This is a genomic window from Bacillus sp. FSL P2-0069, from assembly GCF_038593315.1.
Taxonomy (GTDB): domain Bacteria; phylum Bacillota; class Bacilli; order Bacillales; family Bacillaceae; genus Bacillus; species Bacillus safensis.
Genome location: NZ_CP151984.1, coordinates 3,093,740 through 3,106,571, shown reverse-complemented (window position 1 = coordinate 3,106,571; position 12,832 = coordinate 3,093,740). Strand labels below are relative to the sequence as shown.

Annotated in this window: 11 protein-coding genes; 7 read left to right on the top strand and 4 right to left on the bottom strand. The window is 40.7% G+C overall.

The window, feature by feature from the left end; translation table 11 throughout:
* Positions 1-35: 35 nt before the first annotated feature.
* From NSQ34_RS15980 to NSQ34_RS15970, 3 genes are all read right to left on the bottom strand, one after another.
* Positions 36-1,370 (bottom strand): MFS transporter, encoded by a 1,335-nt coding sequence (locus tag NSQ34_RS15980; protein WP_034281064.1) that lies wholly within the window; start codon positions 1,368-1,370, stop codon positions 36-38.
* 40 nt (positions 1,371-1,410) lie between these two features.
* Positions 1,411-1,983: a TetR/AcrR family transcriptional regulator gene (locus tag NSQ34_RS15975; protein WP_034281062.1), complete on the bottom strand. Its 573-nt coding sequence runs from the start codon at positions 1,981-1,983 to the stop codon at positions 1,411-1,413.
* Positions 1,984-2,073: 90 nt separating this feature from the next.
* Positions 2,074-4,605 carry a PEP/pyruvate-binding domain-containing protein gene (locus NSQ34_RS15970; RefSeq protein WP_061110134.1) on the bottom strand — a complete coding sequence of 844 codons (2,532 nt, stop codon included), beginning with the start codon at positions 4,603-4,605 and terminating at the stop codon, positions 2,074-2,076.
* A gap of 281 nt (positions 4,606-4,886) precedes the next feature.
* Between NSQ34_RS15970 and NSQ34_RS15965 the strand changes: the two genes are divergently transcribed.
* From NSQ34_RS15965 to uvrA, 3 genes are all read left to right on the top strand, one after another.
* Positions 4,887-5,132, top strand: a complete 246-nt coding sequence (locus NSQ34_RS15965; protein ID WP_034281059.1) for a CsbA family protein — start codon at positions 4,887-4,889, stop codon at positions 5,130-5,132.
* Between the two features lie 293 nt (positions 5,133-5,425).
* Positions 5,426-7,411 carry an excinuclease ABC subunit UvrB gene (gene uvrB, locus NSQ34_RS15960; protein ID WP_024423583.1) on the top strand — a complete coding sequence of 662 codons (1,986 nt, stop codon included), beginning with the start codon at positions 5,426-5,428 and terminating at the stop codon, positions 7,409-7,411.
* A gap of 7 nt (positions 7,412-7,418) precedes the next feature.
* Positions 7,419-10,295 (top strand): excinuclease ABC subunit UvrA, encoded by a 2,877-nt coding sequence (uvrA, locus tag NSQ34_RS15955; RefSeq protein ID WP_025093988.1) that lies wholly within the window; start codon positions 7,419-7,421, stop codon positions 10,293-10,295.
* A gap of 30 nt (positions 10,296-10,325) precedes the next feature.
* On the opposite strand, the gene NSQ34_RS15950 is transcribed toward uvrA, so the two are convergent.
* Complete coding sequence (locus NSQ34_RS15950; protein WP_034281058.1) at positions 10,326-10,556, bottom strand: hypothetical protein; 231 nt, start codon at positions 10,554-10,556, stop codon at positions 10,326-10,328.
* A 197-nt stretch (positions 10,557-10,753) separates the two neighbouring features.
* Between NSQ34_RS15950 and NSQ34_RS15945 the strand changes: the two genes are divergently transcribed.
* The 4 genes from NSQ34_RS15945 to NSQ34_RS15930 are packed head-to-tail and all read left to right on the top strand — an operon-like array spanning position 10,754 to position 12,780.
* Positions 10,754-11,089 (top strand): hypothetical protein, encoded by a 336-nt coding sequence (locus NSQ34_RS15945; protein WP_024427655.1) that lies wholly within the window; start codon positions 10,754-10,756, stop codon positions 11,087-11,089.
* 11 nt (positions 11,090-11,100) lie between these two features.
* Positions 11,101-12,192 (top strand): DUF4097 domain-containing protein, encoded by a 1,092-nt coding sequence (locus NSQ34_RS15940; protein ID WP_024423579.1) that lies wholly within the window; start codon positions 11,101-11,103, stop codon positions 12,190-12,192.
* A gap of 6 nt (positions 12,193-12,198) precedes the next feature.
* Entirely contained in the window at positions 12,199-12,393 is a 195-nt protein-coding gene (locus NSQ34_RS15935) for a PspC domain-containing protein (RefSeq protein ID WP_024423578.1), read from the top strand.
* Positions 12,394-12,780 (top strand): phage holin family protein, encoded by a 387-nt coding sequence (locus NSQ34_RS15930; RefSeq protein WP_024423577.1) that lies wholly within the window; start codon positions 12,394-12,396, stop codon positions 12,778-12,780.
* The last annotated feature ends 52 nt before the right edge of the window (positions 12,781-12,832 follow it).

Sequence of the window (12,832 nt, the reverse complement as noted above, 5' to 3'; positions counted from 1 at the left end):
TCCCCGCTCTAAAGAAACATAGAGCAAGGGAGTCATTAGGCGGAATGTTCGGATGATGGGGAGGTGGATTTGGTTCTTACACGTTGAGATAAAAAGAAACCAAGAATGCCTGCACCCATTAATACAATAAATAAAGATTGAAAACCACTCATGATCCCAATCAATGTAGACGAAATGATACTGCCAAAATATCGAAAGGTAGAGAAAATGCCAGATGCTGAACCAGATAAGCTTTGATCAACAGACGTTAAAGAAGCCATCTGCATACTGGTCATCCCAATACCTGATGAAATTCCACCTGCGACAAGTGTCACGATAAGCAGTGGTAAGGTAGGGAACTGACTGAGTGTGATTAACATGATTCCTGATAAAGTGAGACAGAGAAATGAAAAGCCAATCATTTTTTTCGCGCCTTTTTTCGGATGGAGTCTTGCCCCTAACAAGCCGCTAATAGACATGCAAAGAGAAAATACTGATAGAATAATACCGCTTTGTGTATGAGAAAGTGCAAGTTGTTGTTCCATAAACAGCGGCATAATTAGAAGAATGGCATACATCACAAAATTACTCAGCATGATCGACAGGTTTGCATTTGTAAATGAACTGTTTTTAAAAAGCGACAAATCGATGATCGGATTCTTTACTTTTCGTACATGTTTAAAGAATAAAGGAATGACGATCAACGCTAGAATTCCATAGATCAAGTATTCATTTAGCAATTGGCTTTTAGTGCATAGAATGAGTGTGGCAATCCCGATGGTTAAGTATATTGAACCAGTGATGTCTACATTTGCTTGTAAGCGTGTATGCTTTGTTTTCGGAATGAGTAATACGCCGGTAACAAGTGTAAGGAACAAGAATGGGATATTGACAAAGAATATAGAGTGCCAATCAAAACTCTGAATAAGAATCGAACCAATAAAAGGTCCAAGTGCGGCACCAATACCGGCTCCAAATCCAAAATACCCCATTGTTTTAGACAGTTTTTCGGGGGATACTGTTGCACGAATCAATGCAATGCTATTCGGTGTTAAAATAGCACCGCCAGCTGCTTGAATGGAACGAAAAGTGATGAGAAAAGCTAGATTAGGAGCTAAAGCACATCCAATTGAGCCAATTAAAAAGAGCATGACCCCAATTAAATACATTCGCCTGTGTCCGTATATATCTCCTAACTTACCAGCGATAGGTTGAGTGACTGCCATGACAATAAGATAAATTGTGACAACCCAAGTGATGTTTGCAAGAGATTGATCATAATAAGTTGATATGGATGATAGAGCGACAGCGATCATCGTTGAATTGACGGGAACTAGTATAGCTCCAAGCAACAAAGAATAGATGACGAAACTCTCTTTTTTTAACCTCAATGTGTATACCACCTTTTGTAAAAAAGAAGAATTCCACCCTTTAAGCGGGAGAAATTCCTCTCATGAAAATGTGTGTGCATATTTCAATAAAATCTTCTTTTTGTGTGAGAACGAGTTGAAAATCTTGCTCTAGCTGCTGAATGAAAAATCCGAAATACGTACTAATGAAGATGTCTGCATAAATGTCTTCATTTCCTTTTAATACATGATGCTCGGCACCCATCTTTTTGAAATATTGTATGAGCATTTCTCTCAGTTCTTGAGGGTAAATCTTTTCATGACTGGTTAAATCCTTAAACATAGCCGGTTCTCGCATGCTGATATAAATAAATTCTTTTTTGGAAGTCAAATCTTCAAGGAAATAGGTACCGAGAAACTTCAAATCGGTGTATAAATCGCCTTTGAATTCTGCTTCTAGGATTTTTGTCGGTGTTGATTTCATTTTCATAATGGCAGCAATGACGCCGCGTTTGTTTTTAAAGTTGCGAAAAATAGTTGCTTCACTCACATTCGCTTTTGTCGCTATTTCTTTGGTTGTTGTTTTTTGATAGCCCTTTTCAGTTAATAAATCCATTGTTGCGCGAATGATTCGTTGATTTGTAGATTTTAACAAGCATACTCACCTCAGGTTATGAATGTGTTTGCAACAAAGTAAGTATACCGATAAAACCTATGACCGCCAATATCATCCAAAATGATAAGTTTATACACGCGAATGCTGCTTTAAAATCTGAATGCGTCCATTGCTGCCATCTACTGTCACAAGGTCACCGGATTGAAGTGTTTCAGTTGCTATTCTTGTACCTAAGACAGCTGGCATCATATACTCTCTTGCGATAATAGCTGAATGAGATAAAATGCCTCCAGCATCGGTGATGACTGCTTTTGCATCTCTAAATAAGCTCGTCCATAAAGGTGTGGTCGTTTTACAAACTAAAATATCATCCTTTTGAAATTGTGAGAATTCGTCAGCACATGTAATGACTTTTACTCTTCCAGAAACAATACCGCTGGATGCGCCAATTCCATGGATCACATCGTGTGTGTTGTTTTCATTTTCTCTTAATGAACCAAGCATTCTTTCTACTTGCTGCAGTTCAGCTTCAGTTGGTGTGCCAATGTAAGCCGGTGGTTGAATGTCTTCATTTTCCTTCATTTCTATCTTTCTTTGCTGGATAACCGAATTAAATGAGATAGACGTTGTGAGCGCTTTTTGTACCTCTTCATCGTAGAGATACCAAAGATCTTCTTGATGAGGAATGGCTCCTTTTTGTACAAGAAGTTCACCAATTTTTAATAGATATACCCGGGCCTTTGCATCTAACATGGCATCAATGTAGAAGTGGTGGTCATCTCGGATATTCGCTGCTTGAAGGGCAAATTGATACAGCGTCTCAAATTTTGTTTTAAACGATTCATCCTTCACTTGATTGATAAAATGTTTATACGTCTCTTGTCTTTTGATAACTGCTTTTGCAAATTCTTCATCAAAATCACAATGGCAATGGATATTATTTCTGATGATATCTAATATAAACTCTGGGTTTTCTGCCCAAGTCTCATCTGTAAGGTCATGACTTTTAATAGATCGCCAGCCGTAAACTTGGAGAAAACCCTCCAATTTCGAAATGAAATGCCTTCCTTTTTCCGAGTGATTGAGCGCATGTAACAGCTCCGAGTTCTTTTCATGATGAATAAATGCTTGGTGAAGTTCTGGATCTTGAAGGACATCCTTTGCGATATCAGATAGCACCTTGTCTGTTTCAAGAGATTTGTTCATCACACCTATCATCATTTCATGAAGCAAGACGACTTGGGTTTGGTCACCAGTATACGTGACAAGCATGTCTTCAATGATGGCTGATAGAATGACTTGTGGTATGACGATATCAAAATGATCATCATATGCTTGGATATAAAAATCCTTTAATTCTTCAAAGCCAATGATGGCTTTTTCAATGGTCATAGGTTCATTCATTTGGCGATCGAGTTTTTCGTAAAATGGAAAGAAATTTTTCTCTAGAATCTCATACATCCGTTCACTTAAATGTGGAAATAACTCAAATATACTTTCATCAAAAACGGGAGCAGCTCCCTCTTCCGCTTGTGGCAGATCCGGTGCTGAGTATAGGTGGCCTCTGTAAAGCTTAATATCTTTGATGTTCATATCAGGTACTTGATACTTTTCTCCATTTTTCTTCATCCCGCTTTTTAAGGCTGGTATGATCAGACTTGAGAAAAGAGGGCTCGTTGGACCAGGCATATGATCATCCATTGAAATCCAGAAATCCTGAAGCTCTTCTGGTTTCATTTGAAAAGAAGCACCTGCTGTTTCATTTACTGCTTTTGGAAGAGCTGTAGTAATCGGCCTTGCTTGAAGTAAATAAAACAACCCACCTGCAATTCCGAATTCGATATCGACTCCATGTCCGTAAAGTTCTTCTACTTGTTTCGTGATTTGTGTGATTTCTTTCAATTGATCATCGTTCAGGCAAAACTGGCCAGCCATTTCCTCCGATACTGGCTCCTCGATGACACCCTCTTGGAAAGGAACAATTTGCAGCTCTTTCGCCCCAAGTGTTTTTTCAATCGAAAAGTTCTCTTTATCTACAATAAACGTGTCTGGTGTCACAAGACCGGAGACAATTGCTTCTCCCAATCCGTAGCTTGCGGTCAGCATCATTTCATTTGTTTTCCCCGATACGGGATTCTCACTAAAGATGACACCGGAGACGTCAGAATGGATCAATCCTTGAACGACAACGGCCATGAGCGGCATCTCTTCCTCGTTTTCATTCATCTCTTCCTTATATTCTGTGACCCTCGCTGCAAAATAAGAAGACCAGCATTCTTTGACTGCCTGTAAAAACTCTTCATTTGTTTTGATATTTAAATAGGTCTCGTACTGTCCTGCAAATGAGGCGCCTTCGAGATCTTCAGCAACAGAAGAGGATCTGACTGCAACTGAGGGGTAAGTCTTCCGCAAGGATTGAAAGGACGAAAGCAGCTCTGCTTCCATTTGTAAAGGAAACGATGCTTCTTTGATTTTTTGAGAAAGGTTTTGTTCTGCTGGCTGCAGATTGTGATATGAAAGAAAGCTTGCAAAGCTGTTGGTTTTGATAATAAATCCATCTGGGACTGGCAGGCCGTGATTGTTTAATTTGATTAAATTCAGGCCTTTTGCCCCTGCGAGTGATGCGGATTCTTCAGCCGCATGAAATAAAACTGAATACATGGGAATGCCCCCTTATCCAAATAGCCAATGGTTTGTATGTCTCTCTATTTTTCAAAATGATAGTGCGCACTATCATTTTAATCATAGAATTGATTGGATGTTATTGTCAAAGACGGAAAGACCTATCTTTACAAAGGGGACAATCTCACTAATTTCCTTCTTCTTCTACAACAAAAGTCTCCGAACATGAAGAAAAAAGGCGAAATTGAAAACTGTGAATTGTTCAATATGCCAATCTTTACTATAATCAAGGAAGTAGACCATGAAGAGGGAGGGTTTTTGTGATTACAAAAGCCATATTTGCACTAGTTTTTCCTTTCCTGCTCGTTATTTTATTTTCAAAGGTTACTTACAATCATTACGTGGGCATTGCGTTAACAGCAGCGCTTTTATTTGCTTCGTACATGAAGGGATATACAGAAACCTACTTTATTGTGGGATTAGATATTATTTCTTTAGTAGCTGGGGCTTTGTTTATGGCTAAGAAAGAAATCGAAAAAAGAGAGAAAGCTGAAAAAAATCAATGATGTCATCGCCATCAAGAGCATGATGGCTGAAAAATGACATGTTTTAAACAAGAGCTGTGCTTACGATTTCTAGTAAGCGCAGCTTTCTTTTTCTGCTCATCGAATATCTCACTCCAAAATGTTCCATACTGAAAGGAAGGTTTTCTTAAGAGGGTTATTTGCCATGGGAGAGAGGGTATGACTGTATTGGAAATAAAAATCAAGTAAGAGCCGAACTTTAGTTCGTATTTTTGTGTTCTTTTATGATAATATATTCATTAGATAGATTTCGTAAACGAAACGGAGGCTTTGATGTGAGTGACCGCTTTGAATTAGTTTCTAACTATCAGCCCCAAGGAGATCAGCCAAAGGCGATTGAAAAGCTTGTTGAGGGGATCCATCAGGGGAAACAGCATCAAACGCTGTTAGGTGCTACAGGTACGGGAAAGACCTTTACTGTCTCCAACCTGATCAAAGAAGTGAACAAACCGACACTTGTCATTGCGCATAATAAGACACTTGCCGGTCAGTTATACAGCGAATTCAAGGAATTTTTCCCTAATAACGCTGTTGAATATTTTGTGAGTTACTATGATTATTATCAGCCAGAGGCATATGTGCCTCAGACCGATACATTTATTGAGAAGGATGCCAGCATCAATGATGAGATTGATAAGCTGAGACACTCGGCTACGTCCTCGTTATTTGAGAGAAGAGATGTCATCATCATTGCCAGTGTGTCCTGTATTTATGGCTTAGGTTCGCCAGAGGAATACAGAGAGCTTGTGCTGTCTTTGCGTACTGAAATGGAGATTGAACGCAATCAGCTTCTTCGTAAGCTGGTGGATATTCAGTATTCTCGTAATGATATAGATTTTCAGCGCGGAACCTTCCGAGTTCGAGGAGACGTCGTTGAGATTTTTCCTGCTTCACGAGATGAGCATTGTATCAGAGTGGAGTTTTTCGGTGATGAAATTGAACGTATTCGTGAAGTGGATGCGCTGACTGGAGAAATACTTGGTGATCGTGATCATGTGGCGATTTTCCCAGCATCTCACTTCGTCACAAGAGAAGAAAAAATGGAAAAAGCCATTATCAATATTGAACAAGAGCTAGAAGAACAGCTTGAAAAGCTTCGTGAAAATGGAAAATTGCTTGAAGCGCAGCGCCTTGAGCAGCGGACAAGATATGACCTTGAGATGATGAGAGAGATGGGCTTTTGTTCAGGAATTGAGAACTATTCAAGACATCTGACCTTGCGTCCTCCTGGTTCAACACCTTACACACTGCTTGATTATTTCCCAGATGATTTTATGATTGTTGTCGATGAGTCGCATGTGACGATTCCGCAAATCCGCGCCATGTACAACGGTGACCAAGCTAGAAAGCAAGTGTTGGTTGATCACGGATTCCGCCTGCCATCAGCACTTGATAACAGACCGCTCACCTTTGATGAGTTTGAAAAGCATATCAATCATATTGTCCATGTATCAGCAACGCCTGGTCCGTATGAGCTTGAGAAAACACCAGAGGTTGTGGAACAAATTATCCGTCCAACAGGATTACTTGATCCAATTATTGAAGTTCGTCCGATTGAAGGACAAATTGATGACTTAATTGGAGAAATTCATGCACGAGTTGAGAAAAATGAGCGTGTGCTCGTGACCACACTGACGAAGAAAATGTCTGAGGATCTCACAGATTACTTAAAAGAAATCGGAATCAAGGTGAATTACCTGCATTCAGAGATTAAGACCCTTGAGCGGATTGAGATTATCCGTGATCTGCGTCTCGGTAAATATGATGTGCTTGTTGGAATCAACCTTCTTCGTGAAGGACTGGATATTCCAGAAGTGTCGCTTGTGGCCATTTTAGATGCGGATAAAGAAGGCTTTTTACGCTCTGAAAGATCCCTCATCCAGACGATTGGCCGTGCAGCGAGAAATGCAGAAGGCCGGGTCATTATGTATGCAGACAATATGACGAAATCGATGGACATTGCGATTCAAGAAACGAAGCGAAGACGAGAACAGCAAGAAGCATATAACGAGAAATTCGGGATTACACCGCAAACGATCCATAAGAAAATTCGAGATGTCATTAAGGCAACAAAGATACATGAGGATTCAGAAGAATACGAAACAAAAGCAGCACCAAAGCTGTCGAAAATGAGCAAAAAAGAACGAGAAAAAGTGATCGAAAAAGTCGAGATGGAAATGAAAGATGCAGCAAAAGCGCTTGATTTTGAAAAAGCAGCAGAATTAAGAGATCTATTGCTAGAGCTAAAAGCGGAAGGATGATTGCCTGATGGCTATGGAACGAATAGAGGTGAAAGGTGCTAGAGCCCACAACCTTAAAAATATTGATGTGAATATCCCGCGTGACCAGCTAGTGGTCATTACGGGATTATCTGGTTCAGGAAAATCGTCGCTTGCCTTTGATACGATTTATGCAGAAGGTCAGCGCAGGTACGTTGAATCTCTTTCAGCGTATGCACGCCAATTTCTTGGGCAGATGGATAAACCGGATGTAGATGCCATTGAAGGTCTTTCTCCGGCGATTAGTATTGACCAGAAAACGACGAGCCGAAACCCTAGATCAACAGTTGGTACTGTCACTGAAATTTATGATTACTTGCGTCTTTTGTATGCTCGAGTCGGAAAACCTATTTGTCCTATACATGGGATTGAAATTACGTCACAAACGATTGAGCAGATGACAGATCGTATTTTAGAGTATCCTGAAAGAACGAAATTACAAGTGCTTGCGCCAGTTGTATCCGGCCGCAAAGGAACACATGTGAAAGTGCTTGATCAAATTCGGAAGCAGGGCTATGTGCGAGTGAGAGTCGATGGAGAGATGGAAGACCTTTCAGAAGATATCGAGCTTGAAAAGAACAAGAAGCATTCCATTGAAGTGGTTATTGATCGAATTGTGGTCAAAGAAGGCGTTGCTGCTCGGCTATCTGACTCTCTTGAAACTGCGCTGCGGCTGGGCGAAGGCCGAGTGATGATTGATGTGATTGGACAAGAAGAGCTATTATTCAGCGAACATCATGCTTGTCCGCATTGCGGGTTCTCTATTGGTGAGCTTGAGCCGAGAATGTTTTCATTTAATAGTCCTTTTGGTGCCTGCCCGAGCTGTGATGGGCTCGGTTCAAAACTGGAAGTCGACCCTGAGCTTGTCATTCCTAATAAGGATCTGACTTTACGGCAGCATGCCATTGCACCATGGGAGCCGCAAAGCTCGCAATACTATCCGCAGCTTCTTGAGGCTGTTTGTACACATTATGGCATCGACATGGACATTCCAGTGAAAGATATCCCATCGCATTTATTTGATAAAATTTTATATGGAAGCGGATCTGAACGGATTTATTTTAAATATGAAAATGATTTTGGCCAGGTACGTGAAAATGAAATTGAGTTTGAAGGCGTTCTTCGTAATATTGAACGGCGTTATAAGGAAACCAGCTCTGATTATATTCGTGAACAAATGGAAAAATATATGGCCAATCAGCCATGTCCGACATGTAAAGGATATCGTCTGAAAAAAGAAACGCTGGCGGTTCTCATCAATGGCAAGCATATCGGAGAAATCACCGATTTGTCTGTCTCTGATGCCCTTGATTTCTATGAAAAAATTGAGTTGTCTGAGAAAGATTTGCAGATTGCCCAGCTCATTTTACGTGAAATCAAAGAGCGTTTGTCCTTCTTAAATAATGTGGGATTAGATTATCTGAATTTGAGCCGGTCCGCTGGCACACTATCAGGCGGAGAGGCGCAGCGGATTCGCCTGGCGACTCAAATCGGCTCAAGGCTGACAGGTGTTCTTTATATATTAGATGAACCATCCATTGGTCTGCATCAACGCGATAATGACCGGTTGATCGGGACGTTGAAAAACATGCGTGACATCGGGAACACACTAATTGTCGTGGAGCATGATGAAGATACTATGCTAGCTGCTGATTATTTAATAGATATTGGACCTGGAGCAGGAGTTCATGGGGGAGAAGTGATTTCAGCTGGAACGCCAGAAGAAGTCATGAAGGACCCGAAATCCTTAACAGGACAATATTTATCTGGTGAGAAATTTATCCCGCTGCCAATTGAGAGAAGAAAGCCTGACGGCCGCTATATTGAGATAAAAGGTGCAAAAGAAAACAACCTGAAAAACGTGAATGCGAAGTTTCCTCTTGGCGTTTTTACAGCTGTGACCGGAGTATCCGGCTCAGGGAAAAGTACGCTTGTGAATGAAATTCTATTAAAATCACTTTCGCAAAAATTGCACAGAGCGAAAGCGAAGCCAGGGCAGCACAAAGAAATTAAAGGAATGGATCATTTAGATAAGGTCATTGATATTGATCAATCTCCAATTGGCCGTACACCAAGATCCAACCCTGCCACGTATACAGGTGTCTTTGATGATGTGCGGGATGTGTTTGCACAAACCAACGAAGCAAAGGTACGAGGCTATAAAAAAGGTAGATTCAGCTTTAACGTCAAAGGCGGCCGCTGTGAGGCGTGCCGCGGGGATGGCATCATTAAAATTGAAATGCACTTTTTGCCAGATGTGTATGTGCCTTGTGAAGTGTGTCACGGGAAACGTTATAACCGCGAAACACTCGAGGTCACATATAAAGGAAAAAACATTGCTGATGTGCTTGAAATGACCGTGGAGGATGCACTCCAATTTTTCGAGAATATCCCGAAAATTAAGCGGAAGCTTCAAACGATTTATGATGTGGGGCTAGGATACATTACACTTGGACAGCCTGCAACGACATTGTCCGGAGGAGAGGCGCAGCGCGTGAAATTGGCATCTGAGCTTCACCGCCGTTCAAACGGAAGGTCTCTTTATATTTTGGACGAGCCGACAACAGGTTTGCATGTGGATGATATTGCCCGTTTATTAAAAGTGCTTCAGCGTTTGGTTGAAAATGGAGATACGGTGTTGGTCATTGAGCACAACCTTGATATTATCAAGGCTGCTGATTACCTTGTTGATCTCGGACCAGAAGGCGGTGCAGGCGGCGGAACGATCATTGCCTCTGGCACTCCTGAGCACATTGCAAAAGAAGAAGCATCTTACACAGGAAAATACTTGAAGCCTATTTTAGAGCGTGACCGTAAACGCATGAAACAACTGGTTAAAGAAACGGAAAGTGTAACTTCTTCATAAAGAAAACCCCTCGATAAGAGGGGTTTTCTTTTATTGCACATCTTCCTTCGGCATTAAATTACTGAGGTGCGTTAAATCCTTTAAAATATGGGTGCTGCTGCTGTCGAGCAGTACCTTTAAATAACGGATATCACCATACTTTGGATGAGACGGATGAATGGTCTCAAGCTCCTTGATCATATCGCTGTTCATGCTTTTTTGTTTCTGTATAAGGTCTAAAAGCGTTTGAGCCGTGTGGTTTGAATTATGATGATCTGTCAAAATAATTACCCCCTATAATGATAATCACCATCTTTTCAACATATTTTAAAGGGTAATCTGTGAAGAATCTACTCTTAGGTGCAAAAAGAAATAATTTGTGTCTAAGGTCATATGTAAATCGAATGATTTTGAAACTTTTTATACGCAATAAACGTATGAGTTAGAAAGGAATTTTCGTTATGAAGGAGCGAATATATATGAATAGAGATCAGTCGATTATTGCTTCTATTTGTTATTTTAGTGTATTGTTTATGCCGTTTATCGTACCGATCGTGGCGTTTTTTGTAGTAGATCAAAAGGAAACGAAGCGGCACGCATTGCGGGCATTATGGTCACATCTTTTGCCGGTCGCAGCGTGCATTCTGTTGATTTTTGGGTCTATCCCATTTTTATTGACGACCCAGGCAGGTGACTCGCTCATTCCAGTCATGACGGTGTTCATCTTGTCTTTTTTAGTAGTCATTGGCTTTTTGATCTCTGTCATTTGGAATATCATTCAAGGGATTAAAGTACTTCAATCCATCAAATCTTAGGGGGGCTTTGTATGAATGAAAAAGAACGAATTTTAAAATTAGTAGAAGACGGAGTATTATCAGCAAAAGAAGCAATTACGCTGCTGGAAAAACTAGAAGAAGGTCAGTCAGTCTCATTAGAAAAGTCTACGGCTGATCACACCTTTCATGAAGAAAAAGCTGGAGCAGAGAGCAAAGGAAACGGCACCGAAAATCTTGGTGCAAAGCTGTTTGGCTGGTTAGACTCTGCGGTGAAAAAGGTAAAAGACGTGGATCTTGATTTGAACTTTGGACAGTCCGTTGATGTTGAGCACATTTTTCAGTTCAAGGACGCATCGCTTTCCCATTTAGATATTCAATTGGCGAACGGCAGCCTCAACGTGATGCCTTGGGACGATCGAGATATTCGAGCAGAGTGTCATGCAAAAATTTACCGTGCAGAGGATGGAGAGCAGGCAAGACAGCAATTTCTCAATCAATTGGACTGCGGGCTTGAAGGAGATAAATTTTTTATTCGAACCGAAAAGAAGACGATGAAAGTCAATGTTACATTATACGTACCGCGTATCCAATACGATAAGATCAAGGTCAAGCTGTTTAATGGACCGATTCGCGGGGAAAAGCTAAAGACAAAAGAACTTGCCGCGAAAACGACAAATGGTGTTGTCTCTTTTGCTTCGTTACAAGCAGAAAAAGTCGGAATAGAAACAGCAAACGGACAAATCAAACTGGCAGATCACGAGTGTGGTATGATTGAAGTAGAAACCATCAATGGGCTCATAGACCTTCGCGGGAAAAGTGAATCAATTGATGCTCAAAGCTTTAATGGAAATATTGCTGTTCAGCTGTCAGATGAAAAGTGCCGTTCCATCTATGCGAAAACGACAACAGGCAGTGTGGACGTTCAGATTCCGCGTGCATGTGCAGTGACCGCTGAGCTGAAAAGCAATCTTGGGTCTATCTCTCACGATTTACTTGATGCAGAGATGATTAAAGAAAAAAATGAAACATTACAAAAAGAGAAAATGATCAAAGCCAATCAACAAGCGGTGCACAGTATATCCATTTTTGCAGAAACAAAAACAGGCTCAATACAAGTAAAGCACCAATCAGACAAGGAGTGATTCTACATGAAGAAGCTTTATCGTTCAGCAACAGATAAAAAAATAGCGGGTGTTGTTGGTGGACTTGCAGAATATTTAAGTGTGGATGCATCCCTGCTTCGCATTTTAACCGTCATCATCGGATTTTTGACAGCATTTATGCCGATCTTCCTGATCTACTTCATCTGGTATTTTGTTGTTCCGGAAGAAGGCACTAAATAAATGCTTAGATGGATCGTCAGTATTTTAGTAAATGCATTACTTTTAATCGTCATTGCTGGATATTTTGATTCGGGCATTCTGCCTGGACTCGGGAGCGTGTATATTGAAGGTTTTGGCGCAGCCATTGTGGCAAGTATCATTTTGTCCTTGCTCAATATTTTAGTGAAGCCGTTTTTGATCATTTTAACGCTTCCAGTGACCGTTCTTTCACTAGGATTGTTCTTATTTGTCATCAATGCGATTACACTCATGATGACATCGAGCTTTATGGGAGATAGCTTTAACATTGATGGATTCGGAACGGCCATTTGGATGGCTGTCATTTTATCCATTTTCCATCTGTTGATACAAAAAGGAATTGTAGAGCCGTTAGCGAAAAAAAGCTAACGGTTTTTTTGTGCAAATTTGCATCGTTTCTCCGTTCCATCTGACATAAAAA

Bases quoted from the DNA above. Each gene is read 5' to 3' on its own strand.
- NSQ34_RS15935 (WP_024423578.1), top strand. From the start codon at position 12,199: ATGAAGAAGCTTTATCGTTCAGCAACAGATAAAAAAATAGCGGGTGTT.
- NSQ34_RS15970 (WP_061110134.1), bottom strand. From the start codon at position 4,605: ATGTATTCAGTTTTATTTCATGCGGCTGAAGAATCCGCATCACTCGCA.
- uvrA (WP_025093988.1), top strand. From the start codon at position 7,419: ATGGCTATGGAACGAATAGAGGTGAAAGGTGCTAGAGCCCACAACCTT.
- NSQ34_RS15940 (WP_024423579.1), top strand. From the start codon at position 11,101: ATGAATGAAAAAGAACGAATTTTAAAATTAGTAGAAGACGGAGTATTA.
- NSQ34_RS15945 (WP_024427655.1), top strand. From the start codon at position 10,754: ATGAATAGAGATCAGTCGATTATTGCTTCTATTTGTTATTTTAGTGTA.
- NSQ34_RS15930 (WP_024423577.1), top strand. From the start codon at position 12,394: ATGCTTAGATGGATCGTCAGTATTTTAGTAAATGCATTACTTTTAATC.